At 44.5% G+C, this 24,735-nt stretch carries 22 protein-coding genes; 5 read left to right on the top strand and 17 right to left on the bottom strand.

Translation table 11 applies throughout. The features are described 5' to 3' along the window. Positions 1–45 precede the first annotated feature (45 nt). The 8 genes from O9X84_RS15140 to rpe form a co-directional block, all read right to left on the bottom strand. Positions 46–852 (bottom strand): DUF1338 domain-containing protein, encoded by an 807-nt coding sequence (locus O9X84_RS15140; protein ID WP_269520541.1) that lies wholly within the window; start codon positions 850–852, stop codon positions 46–48. A gap of 21 nt (positions 853–873) precedes the next feature. Then, a complete protein-coding gene (astD, locus tag O9X84_RS15135; protein WP_269520540.1) occupies positions 874–2,343 on the bottom strand; it encodes a succinylglutamate-semialdehyde dehydrogenase in 1,470 nt (489 codons plus the stop codon). A gap of 14 nt (positions 2,344–2,357) precedes the next feature. Further along, entirely contained in the window at positions 2,358–3,395 is a 1,038-nt protein-coding gene (gene astA, locus O9X84_RS15130) for an arginine N-succinyltransferase (RefSeq protein WP_269520539.1), read from the bottom strand. A gap of 23 nt (positions 3,396–3,418) precedes the next feature. Next, a complete protein-coding gene (locus tag O9X84_RS15125; protein ID WP_269520538.1) occupies positions 3,419–4,624 on the bottom strand; it encodes an aspartate aminotransferase family protein in 1,206 nt (401 codons plus the stop codon). Positions 4,625–4,960: 336 nt separating this feature from the next. After that, positions 4,961–6,127, bottom strand: a complete 1,167-nt coding sequence (locus O9X84_RS15120; RefSeq protein WP_269520537.1) for an HDOD domain-containing protein — start codon at positions 6,125–6,127, stop codon at positions 4,961–4,963. Between the two features lie 273 nt (positions 6,128–6,400). Continuing rightward, the gene (locus O9X84_RS15115) at positions 6,401–6,994 is read right to left on the bottom strand and encodes an anthranilate synthase component II (RefSeq protein ID WP_269520536.1); all 594 of its coding nucleotides are present in this window, start codon (positions 6,992–6,994) and stop codon (positions 6,401–6,403) included. A gap of 158 nt (positions 6,995–7,152) precedes the next feature. Then, positions 7,153–8,160, bottom strand: a complete 1,008-nt coding sequence (gene trpS, locus O9X84_RS15110; RefSeq protein ID WP_032095181.1) for a tryptophan--tRNA ligase — start codon at positions 8,158–8,160, stop codon at positions 7,153–7,155. A 29-nt stretch (positions 8,161–8,189) separates the two neighbouring features. Further along, entirely contained in the window at positions 8,190–8,867 is a 678-nt protein-coding gene (rpe, locus tag O9X84_RS15105; RefSeq protein WP_269520535.1) for a ribulose-phosphate 3-epimerase, read from the bottom strand. Positions 8,868–9,266: 399 nt separating this feature from the next. Between rpe and O9X84_RS15100 the strand changes: the two genes are divergently transcribed. The 3 genes from O9X84_RS15100 (at position 9,267) to O9X84_RS15090 (ending at position 10,686) form a co-directional block, all read left to right on the top strand. After that, entirely contained in the window at positions 9,267–9,992 is a 726-nt protein-coding gene (locus tag O9X84_RS15100) for a TorF family putative porin (RefSeq protein WP_269520534.1), read from the top strand. A 182-nt stretch (positions 9,993–10,174) separates the two neighbouring features. Further along, on the top strand, positions 10,175–10,486 hold the full coding sequence (locus O9X84_RS15095) for a hypothetical protein (protein ID WP_032095184.1): 312 nt from the start codon (positions 10,175–10,177) through the stop codon (positions 10,484–10,486). Next, the gene (locus tag O9X84_RS15090; protein WP_269520533.1) at positions 10,486–10,686 is read left to right on the top strand and encodes a DUF2970 domain-containing protein; all 201 of its coding nucleotides are present in this window, start codon (positions 10,486–10,488) and stop codon (positions 10,684–10,686) included. The genes O9X84_RS15095 and O9X84_RS15090 overlap by 1 nt, the downstream gene beginning before the upstream one ends. Positions 10,687–10,787: 101 nt before the next feature. On the opposite strand, the gene O9X84_RS15085 is transcribed toward O9X84_RS15090, so the two are convergent. From O9X84_RS15085 to pilM, 9 genes are all read right to left on the bottom strand, one after another. Next, a complete protein-coding gene (locus O9X84_RS15085; RefSeq protein ID WP_269520532.1) occupies positions 10,788–11,690 on the bottom strand; it encodes a Dam family site-specific DNA-(adenine-N6)-methyltransferase in 903 nt (300 codons plus the stop codon). Between the two features lie 205 nt (positions 11,691–11,895). Continuing rightward, positions 11,896–13,470: an SPOR domain-containing protein gene (locus O9X84_RS15080; protein ID WP_269520531.1), complete on the bottom strand. Its 1,575-nt coding sequence runs from the start codon at positions 13,468–13,470 to the stop codon at positions 11,896–11,898. 91 nt (positions 13,471–13,561) lie between these two features. Further along, positions 13,562–14,629 carry a 3-dehydroquinate synthase gene (gene aroB / locus O9X84_RS15075; protein WP_269520530.1) on the bottom strand — a complete coding sequence of 356 codons (1,068 nt, stop codon included), beginning with the start codon at positions 14,627–14,629 and terminating at the stop codon, positions 13,562–13,564. A gap of 31 nt (positions 14,630–14,660) precedes the next feature. After that, positions 14,661–15,176: a shikimate kinase AroK gene (gene aroK, locus O9X84_RS15070; RefSeq protein WP_269520529.1), complete on the bottom strand. Its 516-nt coding sequence runs from the start codon at positions 15,174–15,176 to the stop codon at positions 14,661–14,663. A 271-nt stretch (positions 15,177–15,447) separates the two neighbouring features. Beyond that, complete coding sequence (locus O9X84_RS15065) at positions 15,448–17,220, bottom strand: type IV pilus secretin PilQ (RefSeq protein WP_269520528.1); 1,773 nt, start codon at positions 17,218–17,220, stop codon at positions 15,448–15,450. Between the two features lie 2 nt (positions 17,221–17,222). Beyond that, positions 17,223–17,747, bottom strand: a complete 525-nt coding sequence (locus tag O9X84_RS15060) for a pilus assembly protein PilP (protein WP_269520527.1) — start codon at positions 17,745–17,747, stop codon at positions 17,223–17,225. After that, the gene (locus O9X84_RS15055) at positions 17,747–18,358 is read right to left on the bottom strand and encodes a type 4a pilus biogenesis protein PilO (RefSeq protein WP_269520526.1); all 612 of its coding nucleotides are present in this window, start codon (positions 18,356–18,358) and stop codon (positions 17,747–17,749) included. Before O9X84_RS15055 ends, O9X84_RS15060 begins: the two co-directional genes overlap by 1 nt. A gap of 2 nt (positions 18,359–18,360) precedes the next feature. After that, positions 18,361–18,939 (bottom strand): PilN domain-containing protein, encoded by a 579-nt coding sequence (locus O9X84_RS15050; RefSeq protein WP_269520525.1) that lies wholly within the window; start codon positions 18,937–18,939, stop codon positions 18,361–18,363. Continuing rightward, the gene (pilM, locus tag O9X84_RS15045; protein WP_269520524.1) at positions 18,927–19,994 is read right to left on the bottom strand and encodes a type IV pilus assembly protein PilM; all 1,068 of its coding nucleotides are present in this window, start codon (positions 19,992–19,994) and stop codon (positions 18,927–18,929) included. The genes O9X84_RS15050 and pilM overlap by 13 nt, the downstream gene beginning before the upstream one ends. Before the next feature lie 136 nt (positions 19,995–20,130). On the opposite strand from pilM, the gene O9X84_RS15040 reads away from it, so the two are divergent. Together O9X84_RS15040 and O9X84_RS15035 are read left to right on the top strand one after the other, a co-directional pair. Next, positions 20,131–22,791 carry a penicillin-binding protein 1A gene (locus O9X84_RS15040; protein WP_269520523.1) on the top strand — a complete coding sequence of 887 codons (2,661 nt, stop codon included), beginning with the start codon at positions 20,131–20,133 and terminating at the stop codon, positions 22,789–22,791. A gap of 78 nt (positions 22,792–22,869) precedes the next feature. Continuing rightward, positions 22,870–24,561 (top strand): NAD-dependent malic enzyme, encoded by a 1,692-nt coding sequence (locus tag O9X84_RS15035; RefSeq protein ID WP_032095195.1) that lies wholly within the window; start codon positions 22,870–22,872, stop codon positions 24,559–24,561. Positions 24,562–24,735: the final 174 nt, after the last annotated feature.

The following is a 24,735-nucleotide window of genomic DNA, read 5'->3' as shown; positions in this document are numbered from 1 at the left end:
AAAAGCGCCATCAAAACACGCAGTAAAGAGGGCTAAACAGTCGTCTTACTTTGCGTTAGTACTTTCAAAAATCTTGTCTGCAGAGGCTGCAACAAAACCCTGATAGCGCTCGCCGTTTGGCATGTCGTAGCGCTGAGCAAATTCATAAAAGCAGCTTGGAATAGACAGCGTTTCTTCGCTAAATGAAACGTCGCTACGGTCGGCCATTGTCGATGACTGGGCTAGGAAAACCTCAGCGCCACCTTTTATTTCGCCGCCGGATGTATTTAAAACAAACCCTGCTTCTTTAAGAAGGGTGTTTACATCACTCAGTTCATTAGTGCGACTCAAATGGTTAACACTTACCGTGAAATGATTCGCTCTGAAGCCCCACGCAGCCATCCAAGCAGCGTATTCAGATTCATTGATGAGCGTATCGTATTCGGCTTTACTCACATCCCAGTGCTTACCCGAGTACAGGAAATTGTCTGCATCAGTAATATCACTTGGCATTTGTGCCACTAGCTTTTTAATAATTGCTTGAACGTCGCCAGACAGTTCATCAACGCGAAGTTCGCTAATAAACACTTTAGGCTTGGTATCGTCTGGGTGCTCAAAGTGTTTAGCCGTTAGCTTTTTCGCTTCAAAGTCGTAGTCGCCTTTTGCTTCATAGCCCAGTGCTAGGAAGTGAGCTGCTAACTTATCAAGTCGTGTCTTATCTAACGCAAAGGTTCTAAACGCAACGTGGTCGTTAACAATATTGCTATTGTTTTCTTCACCGGCAAGCAGAGTATGAATCTTGTGCGCAGACGGCGTTATCTTTACGTAGTCTTCCCACATATTGGCAAATAAAGTATCGATATTACTATGCATTTAAGTAGGGTCCTTGCATTTTTATAGTGATAAGCCAGGGCTTAATTTGCCCGGTAGCGTAACTTTATCGAGCTCGACTGATGCCACTGGGTAGGCGCAATAGTCAGCGGCATAAAACGCACTGGCACGATGGTTACCGCTATCGCCAATTCCACCGAATGGAGCAGCACTGGTTGCGCCGGTAATCGGTCTATTCCAGTTAACAATCCCTGCACGAATGCGTGCAAAGAAATAGCGATAGTCTTCTTCGCTATCACCGAGTAAACCTGCTGATAAACCGAAGCTCGTATTGTTGGCTTCTGCAATGGCATCGTCAAAATCGGTGTATCGAATCACTTTCAATAGCGGGCCGAAATGCTCTTCATCAGGCAGTGCGTCAAGCATGTCAGTTACGTCGATAATACCCGGCGTGGCAAACCCTTTTTGCGAGTCTGGTTGTTCTAATCGAACGAGCACTTTACCGCCTAATGCTTCAAGCTCGCTTTGCGCTGCAACCATAGAAGCTGCCGCTTTGCTTGAAATCATCGCGCCCATAAAGGGTTGCTCTTGTGCATCATAATCGCCCACTTTGATATTCTTAGTCATGGCAATTAAGCGCTCGAGGATTGCATCACCTTGCGCGTTTGCTGGCAAAAATAAGCGACGTGCACAGGTGCAGCGTTGTCCAGATGTAATGAAAGCCGATTGCACGATGTCATGAGTCGCGGCATCTATGTCACTGACATCTCTAACGATGAGAGGGTTGTTACCACCCATTTCAAGGGCAAGAATTTTGCCAGGATGACCTGCAAACTGTTCGTGTAGCACTCGACCGGTGCGTGAACTACCGGTAAAAAATAACCCGTCAATATCGTTATGAGCGGCAAGTGCTTTACCGGTTTCCACTTCACCTTGTACAAGGTTTAACACGCCTTTAGGTAAGCCTGCAGCATCCCACAGTTTCACCATTTCTTGCGCTACCATAGGGGTAAGGTCGCTTGGCTTAAACACGACGGTGTTTCCCGCAATAAGTGCAGGCACAATGTGACCATTTGGTAAGTGGCCTGGGAAGTTGTAAGGCCCGAATACGGCGACGACACCGTGAGGCTTATGACGTATAAACGCCTTACCCACCGGCATAGGGTTTTCCACATCGCCGGTACGCTCAAAGAATGCTTTTTCAGAAATGCCAATTTTACCCATCATGGCGCCAACTTCGGTGGCCGTTTCCCACTCTGGCTTGCCCGTTTCTTTCGCCATTACTTTAGCGAGGTGTTCTTTCGCTTCTTCAAGCTTTCTGCCGTAGGCTTTGATGATGTCTAGACGTTGTTCTACGGTTTTTAAGCTCCATTCAACAAGGGCTGCTCTGGCTGATTTAATCGCCGTATCTATCTGTGATGCAGTAGCAGATTTCCCTTCCCAAATTACTTTGTTTTTAGCTGGATCAATTGAGGCAAGGTCGTGACCTTCTCCGGCAATCCACTCACCGTTGATATAATGTGTGTGTAGCATAGGGATGTCCTTTATTAGTCGCGAAACGTAACGGGCGCAAAGCGCACCGAGTCGCCTTCATTAACATTTAAGGCAGCAGCAGCTTGACGAGAAAGCACCGCAACACGTTGCTCTTCACTTACGGTCATCTCTGCGGCAACTGCGCGAAACTCGCTGATAGATGTGTTGATGATGTAGTGCGTTTGCCCTTGAGCAGCGGCCATGTCGTCAATAACAACAGGTAACTTAAGGCTAGACTGGGCGGTTCGAATATGGCTGAGATTTGCTTCTACCGTAGGACCTGCATCGAAAATATCCACATAGCCCCTGCACGAAAAACCTTCCTCTTCAAGAAGTTGAAGAGCAGGGCGTGTTTTTTCATGAACCTTTCCAATGACATCTTGTGCGGCCTGACTGAGCAAGTTCACGTAAATAGGGTATTTCGGCATAAGCTCGGCAATAAACACCTTATTACCAATTCCTGTGAGGTAGTCAGCAGTCGGAAAGTCCATTGAGAAAAAGTGTGTTTCTAACCACTCCCAAAATGGAGAGCGGCCTTGTTCATCACTGACACCGCGCATTTCTGCGATGACGGTTTCAGAAAAGCGTTCGCGATGTTCCATCATGAACAAAAAGCGAACTTTCGATAAGAATCGACCATTTATGCCGCCTCTTGCCTGCTCACGCAAAAACAGTGTGCAGATTTCTGTCACGCCAGTGTAGTCGTTACAGAAAGTAAGAATGTCCACGGTGTTGTGAATATTCAACTCACGAGAAGCGTGCACCACTTTGCTCAAGTGATAATGATAAAAAGCATCATCTATACCTACTGCGGCTTCAATGCCAGTCGTGCCAACGACTTCGCCGGTTGCAGTATCTTCCATAACAAATAAATAAGACTCATCGCCTGGTTCAGTCACATTCGTTTTGTTAAACGTACTGTCGGCGCGGTCTATCTTGCGCTGTAAAAGCTCATCGTTAACGGGCAAAGACGTAAAGCCAATGCCCGATTCGACAGCGATATCCTTAAGCGCACTGTAATCCGCTTTTGTAATAGGGCGAATGATATTCATATTCACTACTCTGGTAGAGGTAATTAGGCGTTTACAATAGCGGCAACTGCGCGCTCGAAACGTGCAAGACCTTCTACGATATCCTCGTCAGGAATGACAAGTGATGGTGCAAAACGAATGACATTCATACCAGCAACTAGACACATTAAGTGCTCTTTAGTCGCTGCGGTCATAAAATCTTTCGCACGGCCCTGATATTTTTCATTCAGTGCGCATCCAAGAAGCATACCTTGGCCACGAATTTCTTCGAAAACGTGATATTTATCGTTTATTTCGCCAAGAATTTTGCGGAACAATGCCTCTTTCTTCAGCACGCCTTCTAGCACTTCAGGTTGGTTTACAATATCTAGCGCTTTTTCTGCTACTGCACAGGCCAGCGGGTTACCACCGTATGTACTACCGTGAGTTCCAGGCTTGAGATGTGCCGCGATGTCTGTAGTCGTCAACATGGCGCCAATTGGGAATCCGCCGCCCAATGATTTGGCGGTAGTTAAAATGTCAGGCGTTATGCCTAAACCCATATAAGCATACAGATGACCAGTACGACCAACACCAGACTGAACTTCGTCTAAAATGAGTAGTGCATTGTGCTTGTCACACAACTCGCGTACGCCTTTAACAAATTCAATGTCAGGCGTAATGATACCGCCTTCGCCCTGTAGCGGTTCCATCATTACCGCACAGGTTTTGTCAGAAATCATGGCTTCAAAAGCGGCAAGATCGTTGAAGTCACAGTGGTCAACGGCGCCTGGCTTAGGTCCAAAACCATCAGAGTAAGCTGCTTGTCCACCTACGGTTACAGTAAAGAATGTACGGCCGTGGAACCCTTTGTTAAACGCGATGATTTGATTTTTATCTTCGCCGTGTTTATCAAGAGCCCAACGGCGTGCAAGCTTAAGAGCTGCTTCGTTAGCTTCTGCACCGGAGTTTGCGAAATATACCTTATCGGCGAACGTCGCATCAGCCAGCTTTTTCGCTAAGCGTAATGATGGCTCGTTAGTAAAAACGTTGCTTAAATGCCAAAGCTTTGAGCCTTGTTCATTGAGGGCTTTAACAAGTTCAGGGTGGCAGTGACCTAAAACATTTACTGCAATGCCGCCTGCAAAGTCGACGTACTCAGCACCTTCTTGATCCCAGACGCGCGAGCCTTCGCCGCGAACCGGTACCATATGAGCCGGGTTATAGTTAGGAACCATTACATCGTCAAACGTCGCGCGAGTTACCTTCATTATCACTACCTCTGCATTGAGCGCATTGCACCAAATATGGTACGAAAAAGCGCAAAAAATAAAACTATACTGGAGCATAGTATGCCATTTTTTTAAACATTTGTCTTGTCTTAGGGATGCTCTAGCCCTTTGTTTACAAGGACTGTGGCTTAATTTGCAAGAAAAGTGAATAACTATTAACTGCTAAGCAATATCATTTGGTAATAGAGATTTTTAGTAGTTGATTTTAGGCTGAGGCATGCAGCAACGGTGGCGCTGAGTCTTAAAATGGGTGACTAATTTTTGTTTAAACGATTATCTCTTGTGCTGGCGGGCTGCATGAATATCCACTAAAAATTAATCTTCGGCATCACTTTTTACGAGAGGAAGTGTGAAAATATCGATGTTTTTCAACTTTGCTAACATGCCCTGCGGGTATTTTAATGCTGACAAGGCTAATTTTGCCGTATTTGCGTCGGTGAGCTTATTTTGGTGCAGCGCTCGAACTTGAGCATATAATCGCGCTTGTGAAAGCGTATCGCTTAATACTGAGGGTTCTGCGTGTGATGAGCCTACGATTGCCCGCATAGCAGGCGTGATAAACAGTCGTTTCAATGCCAGTTCGTCTAACACATCTGCAGTTAACGCATCGGCAAAGGTTTGCTGTAGCGCAATGAGGTGGTTGGCCGATGGCACTATTTTAATCAAAGCATCGTGGCGCTTGTGCTCCTTGTCTTTCTGGCATTCTTGTAAAAGGTGCAACTGCACTTTGTCGAACATTCTAAAATAGAGTCGAATAACAGCGCATCGGCCTAAGTTGCCTAGCATGCCAAGCATGTAGGCATCGCTCTTGTTGATTCCCTGCGCGATGGCGATATGTTGCGCCGTTATCGCTACACCCGTTGAGTAACTAGACAGCTTTTGTTTAATCAGTGGGAAGGGATCGGTAATTTGTGGCGTGGCGCGTTTTACAATGAGCGATGGGATGAGCAGTCTTAGATTATCAATACCCAAAAAACTGAGTGCAGTTCGAAGTGTTTCAACAATAATTATACGGCCACGAGAGTCCTTTCGTCTAAAACGAGGTGTATTTACAATGCTCGTAAGGTCGTCAACTAGCCATGACATGGTGGCAACAATAGGTTCAAGCTTTGATACAGAACAGGCTCTCACCGCCAGTGCATCTAGCAACATTCCAATATTGTGCGGCAGATTGAGCAGGTTACCCATTACAGCTGGTATATCTTTTAAATACTCAGACATTTCTTCAATGATAATGTCGTGAAGCTGGTAACTAATAGACTCAATGTAAGAAGCTTCAGACGTTTTGCGCAGCCGTTTATTTTCAATAGCTACTTTTTCTACGTGCAGCAGTTGTCTGCGCGCATCGCCTTGCTCCGATTGCTCAAAGGTAACACTGCCCACCGGAGATTTTCCCAGGATCTCAAACACACGGTCGGTTGAGATGATAAAATTTTCAAAACAGTCGCTAACAGTAGGCTGTTCCGTAGGTTCTTTGGGCACGTGCAGAAGGCTCCGATGCTTGGTAAGCTCGTATATTGCTGTATTGTCATACATTTTATAACACTTTCCTACTTCAATTATTTTGTCAGCTTTTTTTCACTAAAAAGTAGCGCAATAACTTGCTGTTTAGGCATTCAGTCAAGAAAGGGTTTTAGCAATATACCCAATCAAACAAAACGATTTGCAATTTACGTAAGGGGTTCACTTCAGTAAAAACAAAAAAGCAGGGTTTCTCAGCTTGCTAAAAGTTTTATCGGCAATAGATACAATTACTTAAGACGTTACTTGTTGCGATAAGGCAATAAATGTTGTCAGCACATCGTGACCGTATTCAGTTAAGAGTGATTCGGGGTGATATTGCACTCCCCAAACAGGCAACTCTTGATGAGAGATGGCCATTATTTCTTTTTTACCGTCATCGGTGGTGCACCATGCATCAGCATTTAGGCATGTGGGAACGCTTTCGGGTTTTAGTACCAAAGAGTGATAACGAGTAACGTTAAATGGGTTTGGAAGTCCCTTTAAAAGGCCCGTATCGGTATGGTGTAGTTTCGATACTTTTCCATGTTTTATTTCTTGTGCTCTAACCACGCTAGCACCAAAAACTTGACCTATAGCCTGATGTCCTAGGCACACACCTAAAATAGGAATAGTTCCTGCAAATCGCTTTATCGCCGGTAAACTAATGCCCGCTTCGTTAGGTGTACAGGGGCCCGGTGATATAACAAGCTGAGAAGGCGCTAGATGAGCGATGTCATCTAGCGTAATGGCATTATTTCGCACTACTTTTACGTTTATCCCTAACTCGAGAAAGTACCGAGCTAAGTTGTGAGTAAAAGAATCAAAGTTATCAATCAACAATAACACGGGAGTGCTATACCTCTGTGTGATATATGGCTATGTATTTTATAAAAACGAGTATGAAACACGTAGCATCATCAGTAACTACTGATAATCAACAAGTATCATGGTCAACAAGTACGATGATAAACACGTGAGTGGGTTACTTTACGGTAAAAGCGAACCTATGGTTTAGGAATGAAACCCACCGCATCATACACTTTCTTCAATGTCACACTTGCTCGTTCTGAGGCCTTATTGGCACCACTTTGCATTACCTCGTTAAGGAAAGCTCTGTCGGCACGGATTTTTGCGTATTCTTCTTGAATCGGTGTAATCAATGAAACGACCGCTTCAGCAACATCACCTTTGAGGTGTCCATACATTTTGTCGGTGTACTCAGGCTCCAGCTCTTTTATCGATTTTCCTGTAGATAAAGAGAGCAAGGTAAGTAGGTTAGATACGCCCGGCTTCTCCTTAGGGTCAAAATAGATATTAGCCTGCTCGTCTGAGTCGGTAACCGCGCGCTTTATTTTCTTCGTCAGCTTTTTAGGCTCTTCAAGTAAACCAAGAAAGTTATTCGGGTTTGTATCCGACTTAGACATCTTTTTCTCAGGCTCTTGTAAGCTCATGATTCGAGCCCCAAAATCTGGAATATACGGGTCAGGTAGTTTAAAAACATCGCCGTAAAGATTATTCACCCGAGTAGCGATATCGCGAGTTAGCTCTAGATGTTGTTTCTGATCTTCACCAACGGGCACTTTGTCTGCTTGATAGGCCAATATATCTGCAGCCTGCAATACCGGATAGCTATATAAGCCTACGTTGATATTGTTTTCGTTTTTGGCAGACTTATCTTTAAACTGAGTCATTCGGTTGAGTTCGCCCATTTGAGCGTAACAGTTTAGCACCCAAGATAGCTGCGCATGCTCAGGCACGTGAGACTGCATAAAGATAGTGCTTTTTTGCGGGTCGATACCACAAGCAAGGTAGAGCGCTAGGCCATCTAAGCAGGCTTCAAATAACTGCTTGGGATCTTGGCGCACCGTAATCGCATGCAAATCGACAATCATATAAAGACAGTCGTAATCAGCTTGCATGGAAACCCATTGCTTAAGCGCACCCATATAGTTACCTAGGGTGAGTTGTCCAGAAGGCTGACAGCCACTTAATACAACGGGTTTATTACTCATTATCTTTACCTGTAATTGTGTTTAATAAATTATGCTTTAGACAGCGATGCAAGCTCTTGTCGCATTTCGCTGATGACTTTTGTGTAATCGTCTTGAGAGAAAATGGCGGAGCCAGCTACGAACATGTCTGCGCCCGCTTCCGCGATGTCGCGAATGTTATCTACTTTTACGCCACCGTCAATTTCTATTCTTATATCGTAGCCACTTTCTGCAACGCGCTGCTTAACTGCACGTACTTTATCCAATGTCGATGGGATAAAGGCCTGTCCGCCAAAGCCTGGGTTAACCGACATTATAAGAATGTGGTGAAGTTTATCCATCACATGATCTAAGTAATGTAGCGGTGTCGCTGGATTAAAGACCAATCCTGGCTTACATCCTGAGTCGATAATAAGCTGCAAAGATCTATCAATGTGTTCAGATGCTTCGGGATGAAAACTGATGTATGACGCACCTGCATGGGCAAACTTCTCTATCAGATCATCGACTGGCTTCACCATCAAATGCACATCAATAGGCGCCTTAATACCGTAGTTTCTTAATGCATCACAAATCATAGGTCCAAAAGTAAGGTTTGGAACATAGTGATTATCCATAACGTCAAAATGAACAACATCCGCGCCCGCGCTGAGCACTTTTTCTACGTCAGCTCCAAGTCTGGCGAAATCTGCGGAAAGAATAGAGGGCGCAATTAAAAACGGTTTCATTTTTTATCCTTAGTCATTGATGCATACAAAACGATTGACTATGCGTTAATGGGAAAGTTTAACGAAATCCGCCGTGCTTTGCTACGAACTCTACATATCCTTCAAATAAATCAAAACGCCTTCCTTTTTCATTAAGTGCTCAAATGCTTCACAGTCTGCCCAGTTTTGGGGAGTGCGCGTTAATCTGGTGCATTTTTATTCATTAAAGTTGCATGAGTATTTTGGTCGCAAGCCGTTCATTATGAAATAAAGCTATAATAATCAGTAATTTAAAAATATTTTAAGTTTCTTTTTACACATGCCGTAAACGGGCATCAGTTTTGCGTTAAGTAGTGCAAATATAAAAATACAGACAGAAAAACTAATTAAAACAAATTGGAATTTGACTGGAGAACACACATGAAAACGTCTACAAAAAGAACTCTACTTGCCGCCGCTGTATCAACAGCGTGCCTTTTCACTGCAATGCCTACATATGCAGAAGTTACTGCGAACGCAAGCTTTACAAGTAACTACATCTGGCGTGGTCTTACTCAAACAACGAATGATGCAGCTGTTCAAGGCGGTATTGACTACTCGCACGAAAGCGGTTTTTACGCAGGTACATGGGCGTCGAATGTAAACTACGGCGCCGACGATATTTATTCCTACGAGCACGATCTTTATTTTGGTTTCTCAGGTGAGTTGGACGAAGGTATCTCATACGATGTGGGTTACTTATACTACAACTATGACTCAGAAGCTGAGTTTGATTTTGCAGAGGTATATGGCTCAGTAGGTATGGGCGGTCTTAGCTTAACTGTTTCATTACTTGCGCATACCGAAGCGGATGAAGGCGAAGGACAAGACTTTGGCTTTGGTAAAGCAACCTATGTCTCATTAGATTACGGCATGCCAGTGCTAGACGGTGCCGAACTTGGTTTCCACGTTGGTTATCATCAAGGCGACTTCGCTGAAGCGTTCAACGGGGTTCCAGATGGTTACGCAGATTACGGTGTTTCACTATCTAAAGACGGTTTTAGCTTTGCGATTACAGGCACCGATTTAGACGACACTGGCGCAGATGCTTACGACAACGATGCAGTAAAATTCACTGTTAGCTACGGTATGGACTTCGAACTATAAGTGTTTTGAAAAGTCTGTTTAATAAAGACTTTTCGGTTAATTGATAAAAAGCCCAGCATCATTACGCTGGGCTTTCTCAATGAATTCGTGGGATAACAGCAGGTTAAAATAATTAGCTTGTTCATTAACCTATTTAGATTATACTAAGATGGAATTTTAACCGAGTGATAGGAGTGTTCAGGATGAAAGTTCTCCCATTTTTTGCCTTGTGTGGTGTCGTTGCGCTTGCTAGTGCGACAATGGTTTCAGCACCCAACGCTCGCTCGTCTGTCTGTGACTTTCAGCCTGTGACAGAGTTCAACCCCAAGCTACCCGCTAGTCATGTCATGAATCAATGTGCTCGTTATCAAGAAGGCGTTGAGGAAGTCAGCTGGCTCTCGTGGGTTGCAGGTAAATCATCGTCATTCCAGTTTCACTTCCTCGATTTATTAGAGCTGTTACACAGCGACAATTCTCACCAAGACTTTTCTTCGTCTCCTAAAGACGCTCAGTAATGAGTCACAAGTCCGACTCTGGCTTATGGGCGATAGTTGGCAGCGTTTTAGCTAGCTTGTTTGGCGTACAAAGCCACAAAAATTACGAACGGGATTTTACGCAGGGTACATTTATTACCTATGCGGTAATTGGTGTGGTTATGGTGATATTGTTTGTGGTGAGCTTGTTTACGTTTGTTAAATGGTACGTAGGTTCGTAAAATTTACTTAGCCCTGCTTCGGTTAGCTTAGCTCAATTTACGCCTACCTAATCTCTCCATAACGTCGAACTCTATGATGTCGAGCCTATGATGTCTTGCTTTTACTTTTTCTGCACTGCTGATAAATTCAACGCAGTCTTCGTTGCTTTTCTCACTACCTTCGCCTTTTTCGCTGACGGCATCACCGGGGGGAAAAACGCGAGTATTTCATCGACAGGATTGCGCTTTGCGCCATTTTGACTGATGGAGCGTTTTACAGACAACATGCTGAAATCTGCCCCTTGATACAAGTCTCTGGTTAATGGCAGGTCGTGATTTGAGACTAGCACTGGGATCCCTCTTTTTTGCGAGGTTTTAGCTGCAAGCTTCGCCAATTTTTCCTGCGCGTCTTGGCCAAAACTATGACTGGCGTAACTGGTAAATGCTGCAGTTTTACTTATCGGTGCGTAAGGCGGGTCACAATAAATCACATTACCCTGCCTTGCTCTGGAAAATACCTTTTCAAAGGGCAAGCAGGTAAAGGTCGCTTTTTGAGATTTTTCCGAAAACACAAACATTTCATGCTCTGGAAAGTAAGGCTTTTTGTAACGGCCGAATGGCACGTTAAATCTGCCTTGCAAGCTGTAGCGACACAACCCATTGTAACCGTGTCTATTCAAGTAGAGAAATAAAATGGCACGGTAGTATTCGTCTTCTGTCTTATTAAACTCTTCTCGCAACGCGTAATACATGGGTTCACTGTTGCGAGCAGTGCTAAAAAAGTCACGAGCATCATTGATGAGGGCGTCTGGCTGCGCTTTGAGAAAATTATACAGATTGATTAAATCTGGGTTTATATCGTTTAAGAGGTAACGTTTGTAGTGCGTATTCAAAAACACAGATCCTGCGCCGACAAAAGGCTCAATAAGCTTATTTGCTTGCGGTAATCTGGCCTGAATATGCTCAACCAAGCTGTATTTGCCACCGGCCCACTTCAAAAAAGCACGGTTCTTTTTTTGCATCATGCGTAAACGTTACTACCTACACGGAATGAAGACGGTGGTTGTTCCTAACGTCGCCGTTCTAGGCGTATTGCTGGGGAAGGGAGCCTCTTGGCATCACCACACTAATCGGTAATTGTATCTTTCATCGTTTAAACGGACAACCGGCAAGTGCCGGCCTTTTGATATCTTTTTCAAATCGACTAAAAAGCCTGCAGCTAGTGCCCATTTACTGACTTTCAGATAGTGCTATTTCCTGCAATATTTGTTGTCCATTTTTTACAAAAGCTGACCCATTGCCTGGGTAATCAGGCAGCGCTTGTTTGGCTTGCTGAGCCTGCGTAGCGGATGCAAACGTTTGGGCATATAGCACGACATACCAATCGCCGCCATAGCGCCGTGTTTTGTAAACTCGGGTTTGCTCGGCCAAGTTATTTTCTTTAATAAAGTCGTTCAGTACCTGTTCGTTTTTCATTGCTAGCATTTGCAATGCAAACTCGGTGGGAGCAATGAAGGGGGCTTCTGTACTACCAGTTATATCCAACTTAGCTTCAGTGATTGATATGTCAGTCACAGGCGGTTCAGTGTCGAGACTAACTTGTGAACCGTCGATATTAGACGCATTAACCGCACTTGTGTTTTTGCTTGCACCACTGGCAGCGTTTTTTGTCTGGGGTGAGGCACTGTCTTTATTCGATACATCGTCAGTATCTTTTGATATGGCATTTTGCCAACTGGTGATTAAGGTCTCTGGCTGATTTTGAGCGGTCTTACCGGTTTGCGTGTTCTCGTAGCCGTTCACTGCATCAGCAGATGGTGTCTGACTATCATTGATTTCGTCAGCGCCATTGACGATGGCAGCCCCACCGATTGAAGAGCCCTTAGCGGCTGATATAGAGCCCTCAGCGGCAGATAAAGAGCCCTCAGCGCTAGACATTGAACCTTCAGTGGTTAGAGATACTTCAGATTGAGAATAGAGACCATCAGTATTAAGCACTATTTCATTGTCGTTAGCTTCTGCTGCTATCTGATCATAGGCAGAGCCAGGCGCCAAAAGATTAGCATCAGCCATATCTGCGTTGTCTATTGGCGCGAACAAAGAAGCAATGTCGTCGCCGTATTGCCAATAGACTAAACCTGAAAATGTGCTAACAAAAACGCAAAGTAACAATACGTATAGCCATCTCGACTTTAGCGGGTTGGAAAAGGTCAAAGCGTTTTGCTGCTGTCGGTTTTCAAGATGCGCTTGAAATGCCTCGCGACGTGTTGCAATCATTTTATCTAGATCAGATGCAAAGTTAGGTTGCTCATCGATGACAGATTGACTGCTAATAATCAAAGGTGTCTCAGTATTTTTGGCGGGGAGCCACTGCTTTGCTCGCTCTGCCCACTGGCTATCGGCAAACAGTAATACGTTTAAATGTTGCTTATTACCGGCAAATCGACTTTGAAGAACAAGGTCCCACAACTCTTGTAAAAAACTATCCGGTAGGTGGTGGGCCTGAGTGATTGCAACGAGAATAGGCCCTTCATGATTATTTAAATCAACAAGTAGTTCGTTTAGCGGTCTGACAAAGCTGCCCACAACTTGTCCTAACAACTGTCGGCACAGTTGGCGACGATAATCAGATACATCCATCGTTTCTTGGGCAGTTAAATAGGCAATTTCAGTATCATCATGCTGCTGAAAGACAAAGGCCTCTAGGGTTTTTTGTTGCTGAGCAATAGAGTCGCCACTGACGAAGATCAACTGCGACGAATAGTTAACTAAATACTCCAAACGTTCATGCAGTTCATTTTGCATGTGTTGGCCCCTATGTAAACCGCACGGTAAGTAGAAAATAATAACACCGCAAACTAGTAAATTACTTCTTTGCAGCGTCGAATTTTTAAGGCTAGGGAAGCACTTTAGAAAGTATATCGTCGGTCACTTCTTTAGTAACCACGGCATTACCAATACCTTGAGGAAGCACAAATCTTATACTACCTGCTTCTACTTTCTTATCTCGCTTCATGTGCTTGAGGTAATCAGCTTTACTCATACTTTTAGGGCCATCAACGGGAAGGTCAAAGGCGTTAAATAGCGCAGCGACACGACGAGTTTCTGACGCTTCAAACCAATCTAGCTCTTGTGCAGCTAAACAAGCAATTATAGTACCAGCTGCTACGGCCTCACCATGTAACCAGTTACCGTAACCCTGTTCAGCTTCTATAGCGTGACCAAACGTGTGACCTAAATTTAGAATGGCCCTGAGTCCACCTTCTCGCTCATCTTTTGCTACCACGTCTGCTTTAATTTCACAGCAGCGATGGATAGTTTGGCTTAATACATTGTTGTCGAGAGCTTTCAGCGGCTCCACTACAGATTCAAGCCACGCAAAGAAGGGAGCATCGTAGATAATGCCATACTTCACTACCTCTGCCATTCCCGCTGCAAACTCACGCTTAGGTAGGGTAGATAATGAGAGTGTATCGATTGCCACAAAAACAGGTTGGTAAAACGCACCAATCATGTTTTTACCAAGTGGATGATTGACTGCAGTCTTTCCACCCACTGATGAATCAACTTGGGAAAGTAATGTAGTAGGAACCTGAATAAAAGGGATACCGCGCTGATAGGTTGCTGCTACAAAGCCAGTAAGATCGCCAATGACTCCACCACCTAATGCAATCAAGGTAGTGTCTCTAGCAGCATTGAGCTCTAGCAAACGGGTCATCACAACCTCGAATTGTTCGAGGTTTTTATACTGTTCACCGTCTGGCAGAATAATGGTTTCTACGTTAACGTCGCCACAGGCCGCTTTAGCCTTGTCGAGATACAGTGGAGCAACGGTCTCGTTGGTAACAATAACAGCGAGAGGCCCGTTTATGTGAGGGCTAAAAAGAGCAGACTTAGACAGCAAGCCTGCTTCTATCTGTATTGGATAGCTACGGTCTCCAAGTTCCACAGTTAAGGTTGACATTGGCGCAGCACCTCCTAATACATTATGCTGTTTAAAGACCGATTTTACTGATTATTTGGTTTGCAACCGCACGTGCAGACTGGTCGTCGGTATCAACTACGTAATCTGCTACCTCTTCATAAAGAGGATTGCGTGAGTCAGCGAGGTCGCGAAGTACCTTCTCAGGATCTTCGTTTTGAAGAAGAGGACGACGCTTGTCACGTTGTGTACGAGCTACTTGTTTGTCGATAGTAGTTTGCAAGTAAACAACGATTCCGCGGGCAGATAAACGGTTGCGTACTGCTTTAGTCACGATTGAACCACCGCCAGTGGCAAGTACGATACCTTGCTTGTCGGTTAAATCGTTGATGACGTTTTCTTCGCGAACTCTAAAACCATCTTCACCTTCCAAGTCAAAGATCCAAGCGATGTCAGCACCAGTGCGGCGCTCAATTTCCTGATCCGAATCAAAAAAATCCAAGTGAAGTTCGTCTGCTAGATGTCTACCGATAGTGCTTTTACCAGCACCCATCGGGCCAACTAAAAAGATATTACGTTTTTCAGCCATATTTGCTTATATCACAACTTTATCATGTTAGGGGCGTGCACTGTTGCCTTACCAGCCTACCCATTGACTCGTGCCTATTTAAAGTCCAATAAGCACCACTCCTTAAACCTCGTTAGTATTTCGAGGCGGCGATTATCTCAGTTTCCTGCAAGGCGTTGCAAGTTTTGTTACCAACAATATGCATATACCTGTAATTTCGTATAAAAAAATAGGCTAAAACAAAAAAACGTGCAAAGAGATGCACGTTTTTTTAAGTGGTTACCAAAAAACGCTACGGTCGTTCAGTGATGATTTTCGGGGTTACGAAAATGAGCAACTCTCGCTTTTGTTCCAGTTTAGTTGTATTTCTAAACAGCGCTCCAAGGACAGGAAGGTCGCCGAACAGCGGAACTTTATTAACGCCGTCACTGCTTGTCTGCTGGAAGATACCGCCAAGAACAATAGTTTCACCATTCTCTACAAGTACCTGAGTCTGAATTTCTTGTGTATCGATTGCTACGGCATCACCCGTTGACGTTGATACCGTGTCGCCTCGGGTATCCTGCGTTACTACTAAATCGAGAATAATTCTATTATCAGGCGTGATATGTGGCGTTACTTTAAGCGATAGTACTGCCTTCTTAAATTCTACCGCAGTTGCACCACTTGATGTAGCTTGCACAAATGGTATCTCAGTACCCTGCTCAATGTACGCTTCGTGTTGATTGGCAACTGTGATACGCGGGCTAGCAATTATCTCGCCTTTGTTCTCTGACTCTAGTGCTGAAAGTTCCAAATCTAGAATTGTACCGTCTATTAAACTGGCGATTTGAAATCCAATAGTACCTGCGGCACCGCTTGCAGGTAAATTCACATTGAGTCTATTGTCAATACTAGGAACAATTCCACCAGCGATAGTATCTGCGCCTTCGAGAGAACCTGATACGCCGTTATCATCTTGTCTATCACTAAAGCCCCAGCGAACGCCAAGTTGCTCGTCAACATTGTCTCTAACAGTAACCATGCGACTTTCAATTAGCACCTGCTTAACTGGGATGTCGAGTACTTCGATGGTCTTTCTCGCTTCATCGATAGATTCTAGCGTATCTCTGATCAATAGTGTGTTGGTACGCTCGTCAACTGTGACACCGCCTCTATCAGAAAGGATGCCCCCTTCTGATGACTTCAATATTGCAGCTAGTTCAGATGCCTTAGCATAGTTTATTGCAATATCTACGGTCTGTAATGGTGCCAAATCAGCCACTTGCTGGAGCGACTGAAGAGCTTGTGTTTCTCTCGCAGAAAGCTCCTCTGCAGGGGCGATAAGCAGAATATTACCCTCTAAACGCTTATCTAAACCTTTAACTTGCATGATCATATCGAGGGCTTGATCCCACGGTACACCAGAAAGGCTTATTGTGACATTGCCTGTTACCGAGTCGGTTGTAACAAGGTTAAAGCCGTTAACCTGAGCAATTATTTGTAAAACCTGACGTACTGGAACATCTTGAAAATCGAGAGATATCGGGTCGCCAGTGTATTTCTCTTCGCTGTTGACGACGTCCTGTTGCTCTTTGCTCACTGGCATCACTTCAATGCGCAGTTGATTTCCCTTTATGAAATTTTTAACAACAACTGCACCCTCGTAGTTCACTTCGATGCGCGCAGATTTATCGTCTTCAAATGTCTCGATGGTAGAAACGACAGTCCCAAAGTCAGCGACATCAAGCTCTATGAGTTGTTCCTCTCCCAGCTGTGTACCCATTAAGGTGACAGACACCTTTCCCTGAGATTCAACAAGCTGCGGCTTCGGAGCTTGACCTTCAAACGTTATCAAAGTAACTGCCGCGTTATTTGAGTTTTGGCTAAAATCAACATCAGTGATCGTAGTCGCAATAGCCGCTGCATCGCTTATAGATTTGGGGTCAACCAAAATCGGTTCTTGTGCAATTGAGGGGGCGGCCAGTAAAAACGAAGAAAGCAGTGCTGCACTTACAGTTGTTAACTGATACCACTTAGGGCTGCGGTGCCCTCGAGACTTATTAATAATATTTTGTACGTCCATGTTTACTCTCCCGCCTGTGATGCTGTAGTCATTATTGTTGTTTTCCTCTGCCAGCAGCCAGCACCATCTGGCAATAACTGTTCTATGGTAATTGATTCTGCGTCAATTTGCGAAACGCTGCCATGAAAAAGCCCAATTCTGCTTTTCTTTTTCACCTTATGCAGCGCACCGTCGTTACTTTTTATAAGCGCCCATTTTTCGCCCTTAACAGTAAAACTTCCTGTTAGTGCAAGCGCATCTAGCCCGTAGCTTTCGAGCGCTTGTTTGGGGCGCTGAAAGTCAGGTTGTAAACAATTTTCTACCCGAGTTTGAGACACTACCTCCGGCATCTCTTTTGGCTGTTTAAATGGGCTAGGTAATGAACCTGCGCTATATACAAAAGGTGGTTGAGTTTCAAACCTGATATAGGGCTCCACACTTGGCTGTGCTCTGCTCTTTACGCTTTCAGTGTAGGCTTGCAAGTCGTTTAGTTCAGGCGCGCAGCCTGAGATAATAACAAAAATTGATAAAGATAAAAGATATCTCATTATTCTTCTGCTCCCTCTAAAAGTGAGGGATTATCAGAGCGATACGTTTTTGCCTGTAATCTTAAACTTAAGCTATCCTCACCGCGAGTAATTTCGAAGTCGTGAAGTGTTACAATGCGCGGAAGGTCAGCTACTTTCGATACAAATTCCCCGAAATTGTGATAGCCCCCGCTGACTTCCATCTCAATGGGTAGTTCCGTGTAAAACTCCTTTGGGATTTCCTGCTGCCAATTGAGAAGTTTAAAAGTCAATCCTGCCGACGTTCCTACATAAGTAATATCATCAAGCAGTCCTGGTGTTTCGTTACTGGTCGGTAAGCTTTTCAGTAGGGAGGAAAAATCTTTTTTGATTTGTTCTAACTGTGCTTGATAGGCATCTAGGTTTGCCGCAATTCGGTATTTTGCTTCAAATTGCAGCTTTAATTCGTCCTCTTTTAATTTCGCAGTATCTAAAATAGGTAGCTTAGGGTTTATCAACAGATAATAGCTCAACGCCCCAATGGCAATAGCTACAAATGCGGCAACCACAATACGTATTTCATTAGGCCAAATGGCAATCTGTTCGAAATCGAGTTCGTTAAGTTCTTTTAGTTTTGAGACATCAAATTTCATTGCTATTGGGCCCCTTTTTCTACATCTGCCACTGGCGCTACATTTTGGGTGATGGAGAATGTCAGTGTAAAACTACTCACCGCACGCGATGCGTTATTATCAGATTTGATGGTGGACAACTCTGCAGCGACAAAAGTCTCTGAATTATCAAGCGCGCGCATAAAATCAGATAATCTGTTGTTAGAGTCGCTCGTCCCTTCGATTTTTATTCTGTTTCCAGTGCGAGTCATAGTGTCGAATACAACACCGGAAGGCGCTAATTTCGCTAGCGCATCAAACGCAATAGGAGACACATTGCGACTCGCTTGGAGTTGCTTAATCAGGGTCATTCGTTGCTCTATAGCACTTTTATTTTCTTTCACTTTCTTAATGTCGCCAATCTGCTTATCTAGCGCAGAAATTTCACGTTCTAGATATTGATTTCGCGAGTTTTGATTACTTATTTGTTGATCAATTGCTTGTCCGACAAACCAAAATATTAAACCCACGATAGCCGCAACAGCGACTAAACCAGCGAGGTACTGTTGTTTTTGATACTGGCGCTGTTTTTCGCGCCACGGAAGTAGGTTTATATGTGCCACGGGGTAAAACTCCTACTCGCTAGTCCAGCCGCAATGACTAACTGGGGCGCTAATTTTTGCAGCTTTGCCGCGTCTAATTTTGGATTTATCGTCATATTTGCAAATGGGTTGAAACGAACGACCTCAAGGCCTAAATCTTGATTTAAAATATCAAGTAAAGGCTCTATAATTGCAGCACCTCCGGTGAATAAAATTTTCTGAGGGCGCTCAACGTGTAAGGTATTCATGTACATCTGAAGTGCACGATTAATACTTTGCTGAAGGTTAGCGGCAAAAATGGGTAGTGTGTCCTCAACCCAATTATCCGATAATGTACCGTCTAGTAGCTGTCTTTCAGCAGCTTCACGTTCAATCATATGAATGGCACTGATGTCGTTTATCAAATTGTTAAGTCCAAAGGCGTGCTCTTTGGTGTAGATAACCTCGCCATTTTTGACTACACATACTTGAAGTAAAGATGCGCCAACATTAATGCAGCATGTTGATTCGTCTGTAGCTACTTTAGGGAGAAAAAATCCTATGGCATTGCCGATGGCATAACTTTCCATATCGACAATTTTAGGTTCAAAGTTAGCTTCTCTTGTTAGTAAAAGTCGACTTTCTACCAAGTCTTTATGCGCAGCTGTTAGCAGCACGTTAACTTTGCCCATGTGAGTTGTACTTGGACCCATTTCTTCAAAATCCAAGTAAACTTCTTCTAAGGGATAGGGAATGAGACTATCTGCTTCTATTTCAATTTGATTCTCTAATTCGAAATCGCTTTGCTCAGGTTCCATGTAGACTACTTTGCTAATCACTGATGTGCCGGCAACAGCTACGTTGGCTAACTTAGATTTCGTTTTTAATGTTTTTCTAATTTTTTTAAGTGCAATACTGACTGATTCATAATCCTTTATGTCGCGTTCTGAAAACGCAATTTTACTAATGGGTTCGCAGGCGTAGCCTTGTAGTATAAACCCTTCTTTTGCTCTCTCTATCCATACCGCTTTAATTTGACGCGTGCCAATGTCTAAGCCAACTATGGGCGGCAGCTTTTTTTTCAGTAGCGATTTCATTTTTTCGTGCCTAGTTCCAATGGTAGTTCCTCTACAGTACAATATTACGCAATATTATTCATATACGCGGTATATAGATAACACATACGTATAAAAATTACGTCATTTCATCTTAAAAAATTTGGTGTTTATTATAGTGAAGTACATGAAACCATTCATTCTTTTTAGTTTTTTATCAGGTCTTCTAGGCTTCGCTGCGTTAGTTGGTATTTACTTCTATATCAAACCTGACTTACCGACTGTCACTGTTCTTAAGGATGTTCGTCTGCAAACTCCAATGCAGATCTATACGAAAGATGGAAAGCTTATTTCTCAGTATGGCGTTAAACGGCGAATACCTGTGAAGCTTGAGGACGTTCCTAAGCAATTAATTGATGCGATTATTGCTACCGAAGATAGCCGCTTCTACGATCATCACGGTATTGATCCCATTGGTATCGTTCGAGCTGCGGTCAGTTTGGTATTAACCGGTGAAAAGCGACAAGGCGCGAGTACGCTTACCATGCAGTTGGCGAGAGGTTTTTTTCTGTCTCGGGAAAAAACATACATCCGGAAAGTGAAGGAAATTTTTATTGCGCTTCATATGGAGCAAGAACTCTCGAAGCAGGAAATCTTGGAGCTTTATTTAAACAAAATCGAATTAGGACACCGCTCTTTTGGTTTTGGCGCCGCGTCACAAGTCTATTACGGAAAGCCACTTACCGAGCTTTCTTTAGCGCAAATTGCCACTATTGCGGGTCTTCCCAAGGCGCCCTCAGTGCTTAACCCCATTAGCGGACCAGAGCGCTCTGTTGAAAGGCGACGGGTGGTTTTATTGAGAATGCTCGATGAAAACTACATTACCAAAGCGCAGTTCGACGAAGCTGCTAGTGCTCCCGTCACTGCCCGTAAACACGGCGCTGAAATTGAAGTCGATGCGCCATACCTAGCAGACGTTATTTATTCCGAGATGGTAGAAACCTACGGGAAAGAAGAAGCAGAAACAGGTGGGTATCAAGTCTATGCGACGGCCACATCTGAGTTACAGCTTGCAGCTCAAAGAGCTGTGGTTAGAAATTTACACGACTATGACGAACGTCACGGTTATAAAGGGGCATTAGGTTATTTGTGGGATATACCTAAAGCAGAGTCAAAAGACGAGAAGATACCGTTATTATCATTGAGTTTCGACGTGAGTAATCGAACTCAGCGAGCGACGTGGGACGATGCCTCGTTAATATCAGTTTTAGAAGAGATTCCCTACATAAAGCCGTTAGTGCCCTCAGTGGTCAAGGTGGTAAATGAACGGTCTATTGAGGTGCTTACCGTCAATGGTGACACTCTTACAATAGGATGGGGTGGTCTAGACTGGGCGAGAAAATACATTACAGACTTTAGACAGGGCCGCGACCCAGATACTGCCTCAGACGTAACGCGCGAAGGAGCGGTGATATATATTCGCGAGCAAGACAATGAGTGGCGGATTGCGCAAATTCCCGAAGTAAGCGGTGCGTTTATCGCACTTAATCCTAAAAACGGTGCTGTGGAAGCCGTTGTGGGCGGCTATAGCTTTTATCAAAGCCAGTTTAATCGCGCCACTCAAGCTAAGCGTCAAGTGGGTTCGAATATTAAGCCTTTTGTTTATTCAGCCGCAATCAACAGTGGCTATACACTAGCGTCTATCATTAACGATGCTCCGATAAACCAGTGGAATGCTGCTACTGGTGTGGCATGGCGGCCACAAAATTCACCAGCTGAATACGATGGTCCTATTCGTATGCGAAAAGCATTGGGTAAATCGAAAAACGTGGTGTCAGTTCGACTGCTTCGCGGCGTAGGATTGCGCGAAACAGCGAACTACCTTACTCGTTTTGGTTTTAACAAGGAGGATATTCCTCTTGATGAAACCGTATCGTTAGGTTCGAGCTCTCATACACCTCTTGAAGTGGTACGCGGTATGTCGGTCATTGCCAATGGCGGTTATCTGGTAAACCCTCACTTTATTAGTGAAGTGCTCGACGAGAACGGTGAACAACTATGGCAGACAAACCCGGTATGGGCATGCCATCGCTGTGAAGAGGAAGACCAGTCTTCAACGTCACAGCCCTTAGATGAAGATGATATTGAGGCATTGCTTGCTGCTCAGCTTAATGAAGATGCCGGCACGGTAGATTTGACTAATGACGTTGAAGAAAAAACCATAGCGCCTCAGGTTATCAGTGCACAAAATGCATTCCTCGTCGCTGAAATGATGCGAACAGGCGTAAGGGCCAACGGTGATTGGAACAAGAAAACCTACTGGCTAGGAACCGGCTGGCGAGCTAGAAATATATTGCAGCGCACGGATATTGCCGGTAAAACCGGTACAACTAACGACTCGAGAGATACCTGGTTCAGCGGTTTCCACAAAGACATCGTGGCCACCGCTTGGGTAGGTTTTGACAATATGAGCCGCCAGCTGGGACGCGCCACACGCAACCAAAACTTAATTAATAAAGACCCTGAGAAGTTTAATTGGATTGGTAATGCGCTTATTGGAACAGAGGATGGAGCTAAAGCTGCAGGCCCTGCCTGGATCCGCTTCATGGAATATGCACTGGCCGACAAACCTTATTCTCCGATACCTGTGCCTGAAGATATCGTCCGTGTGCGCATTGATCGTACCAGTGGAAAGTTGACCAATCGCACAGACCATACGACACTATTCGAATACTTCCTTCAAGGTACAGAGCCTACCGTATACGTTCGTGACAACGATGTGGTCGACCCAGCCGAGCAGGATGAAACAACAACGCCAGAGTCAGAAGAAATATTTTAAAAAAAGGGAAGGACGTGTAAAACCACGTCCTTTCAGGCTTTGGCGCTCCATTTGCCTGAACCCATAACCGGAAAAAACATGTCAGAAGATTCACAGCGCTATCTCTATATCCCACATTCCGGCCCTTCATTGCTGGAAACTCCGCTACTTAACAAGGGCAGTGCCTTTACTGCCCGAGAAAGAGCTGCATTTAACCTAACGGGATTAGTGCCGCCGCGGTATGAAAGCATAGAAGAGCAGGTTGAACGCGCTTACATGCAGTACAGCAGCTTCGACGAGGCATTGAATAAACACATTTACTTGCGTGCAATTCAAGATAATAACGAAACCTTATTCTATCGCCTCATTCAGAAATACATTGATGAAATGATGCCGCTCATCTACACCCCTACTGTTGGGGATGCCTGTGAGCAGTTTTCAGATATTTATCGCAGCTCTCGTGGTTTATTTGTGTCTTATGAAGAGCGTCACCAGATAGATGACATTGTTCGCAACGCCACAAAACGCAAAGTAAAGGTCATCGTTGTGACGGATGGCGAACGTATCTTAGGTTTAGGTGACCAAGGTATTGGTGGCATGGGTATTCCTATTGGAAAACTGTCGCTGTATACCGCCTGTGGCGGTATTAGTCCAGCCTATACATTGCCGGTGATGCTCGATGTGGGCACCAATAATGAAAAGCTGCTTAACGATCCTATGTACATGGGAGCTCGACACCCTCGTATTGAGCAAAAAGAGTATGACGAGTTTGTCGACTTGTTTGTACAAGCAGTCAAACGACGCTGGCCTGACGTGCTTATTCAGTTTGAAGACTTTGCTCAGCCAAACGCCATGCCGTTACTGAATCGCTATCGCAATGAAATCTGTTGTTTCAATGATGATATTCAGGGCACCGCGGCAGTTACTCTAGGCACAATATTAGCCGCCTGTAGAACAAAGCAACAAAAGCTCAGTGAGATGAAGGTTGTTTTTGTGGGCTCTGGCTCGGCCGGTTGCGGTATTGCTGAAATGCTAATTCAGCAAATGGTATTTGAAGGGTTAAGTGACGAGGAAGCGCGAAAGCAAGTATTCATGATCGATCGCTTTGGCCTTTTAACCGAAGGTATGGAAGGGCTACGTGACTTCCAAGAGAAGCTTCAGCAAAAACAAGAAGACCTTGCCGATTGGACCTTCAGTGGCGATTATGCGTCGCTTCTTGATGTTATGCATTGTGCACAGCCCGATGTGCTCATTGGGGTGTCTGGCCAGCCAGGTCTATTCACTGAACAAGTCATTCGCGCCATGAAGCAAAACTGCGAATTGCCTATTATCTTTCCGCTGAGTAACCCTTCACGCCAAGTAGAAGCGCGGCCAGAGCAGGTGATTGAATGGACAGATGGAGAGGTGATCATTGCCACCGGAAGCCCATTTAAGCCGGTTGAGTACAATGGAAAGGTGTTCCCTATTGCCCAGTGCAATAACTCTTATATCTTTCCTGGCATTGGTCTCGGCGTTGTGGCTGCAAAAGCGAAACTAATCAGCGATGAAATGTTAATGGCTGCCAGTAACGCCCTCGCTAAAGCGTCGCCATTAGTCAACACTGGTGAAGGCTCGCTGTTGCCATCCTTGGTACAAATTGCAGAGCTTAGTCGAGATATTGCTTTTGAAGTTGGTAAGGTAGCAATGCAGCAAGGCTTGGCCTTAGAAATGTCTGAGGAAGCACTTCGTGCAAGCATTGAAAGGAATTTCTGGAAAGCCGAATATCGACCCTACAAGCGAGTGAGCATTTAACTAACCTGAATCCTGTTTAAGAAACGGCGCTCAGCACCACTAGAAACGCGAATTACTGCGTTGCAAAAGTAAGTAATAGAACAACTATTACGTGACTTTTGCGCCTTGCACTTCGCATTTCTAGCAGTACTGAGTTTGAAATTTTAATTTATATTTTATAGAACAAATGCTTGC

Origin of the sequence: Alteromonas sp. BMJM2, assembly GCF_027257845.1 — a bacterium.
In the GTDB taxonomy this organism is placed as follows: domain Bacteria; phylum Pseudomonadota; class Gammaproteobacteria; order Enterobacterales; family Alteromonadaceae; genus Alteromonas.
This window is presented reverse-complemented; position numbering and strand designations above follow the sequence as displayed.

Coding starts and splice junctions, on each gene's coding strand:
- O9X84_RS15140 (WP_269520541.1), bottom strand. CDS start 852: ATGCATAGTAATATCGATACTTTATTTGCCAATATGTGGGAAGACTAC.
- astD (WP_269520540.1), bottom strand. CDS start 2,343: ATGCTACACACACATTATATCAACGGTGAGTGGATTGCCGGAGAAGGT.
- astA (WP_269520539.1), bottom strand. CDS start 3,395: ATGAATATCATTCGCCCTATTACAAAAGCGGATTACAGTGCGCTTAAG.
- O9X84_RS15125 (WP_269520538.1), bottom strand. CDS start 4,624: ATGAAGGTAACTCGCGCGACGTTTGACGATGTAATGGTTCCTAACTAT.
- trpS (WP_032095181.1), bottom strand. CDS start 8,160: ATGAGTAATAAACCCGTTGTATTAAGTGGCTGTCAGCCTTCTGGACAA.
- rpe (WP_269520535.1), bottom strand. CDS start 8,867: ATGAAACCGTTTTTAATTGCGCCCTCTATTCTTTCCGCAGATTTCGCC.
- O9X84_RS15100 (WP_269520534.1), top strand. CDS start 9,267: ATGAAAACGTCTACAAAAAGAACTCTACTTGCCGCCGCTGTATCAACA.
- O9X84_RS15095 (WP_032095184.1), top strand. CDS start 10,175: ATGAAAGTTCTCCCATTTTTTGCCTTGTGTGGTGTCGTTGCGCTTGCT.
- O9X84_RS15090 (WP_269520533.1), top strand. CDS start 10,486: ATGAGTCACAAGTCCGACTCTGGCTTATGGGCGATAGTTGGCAGCGTT.
- O9X84_RS15085 (WP_269520532.1), bottom strand. CDS start 11,690: ATGATGCAAAAAAAGAACCGTGCTTTTTTGAAGTGGGCCGGTGGCAAA.
- O9X84_RS15080 (WP_269520531.1), bottom strand. CDS start 13,470: ATGCAAAATGAACTGCATGAACGTTTGGAGTATTTAGTTAACTATTCG.
- aroB (WP_269520530.1), bottom strand. CDS start 14,629: ATGTCAACCTTAACTGTGGAACTTGGAGACCGTAGCTATCCAATACAG.
- aroK (WP_269520529.1), bottom strand. CDS start 15,176: ATGGCTGAAAAACGTAATATCTTTTTAGTTGGCCCGATGGGTGCTGGT.
- O9X84_RS15065 (WP_269520528.1), bottom strand. CDS start 17,220: ATGGACGTACAAAATATTATTAATAAGTCTCGAGGGCACCGCAGCCCT.
- O9X84_RS15060 (WP_269520527.1), bottom strand. CDS start 17,747: ATGAGATATCTTTTATCTTTATCAATTTTTGTTATTATCTCAGGCTGC.
- O9X84_RS15055 (WP_269520526.1), bottom strand. CDS start 18,358: ATGAAATTTGATGTCTCAAAACTAAAAGAACTTAACGAACTCGATTTC.
- pilM (WP_269520524.1), bottom strand. CDS start 19,994: ATGAAATCGCTACTGAAAAAAAAGCTGCCGCCCATAGTTGGCTTAGAC.
- O9X84_RS15035 (WP_032095195.1), top strand. CDS start 22,870: ATGTCAGAAGATTCACAGCGCTATCTCTATATCCCACATTCCGGCCCT.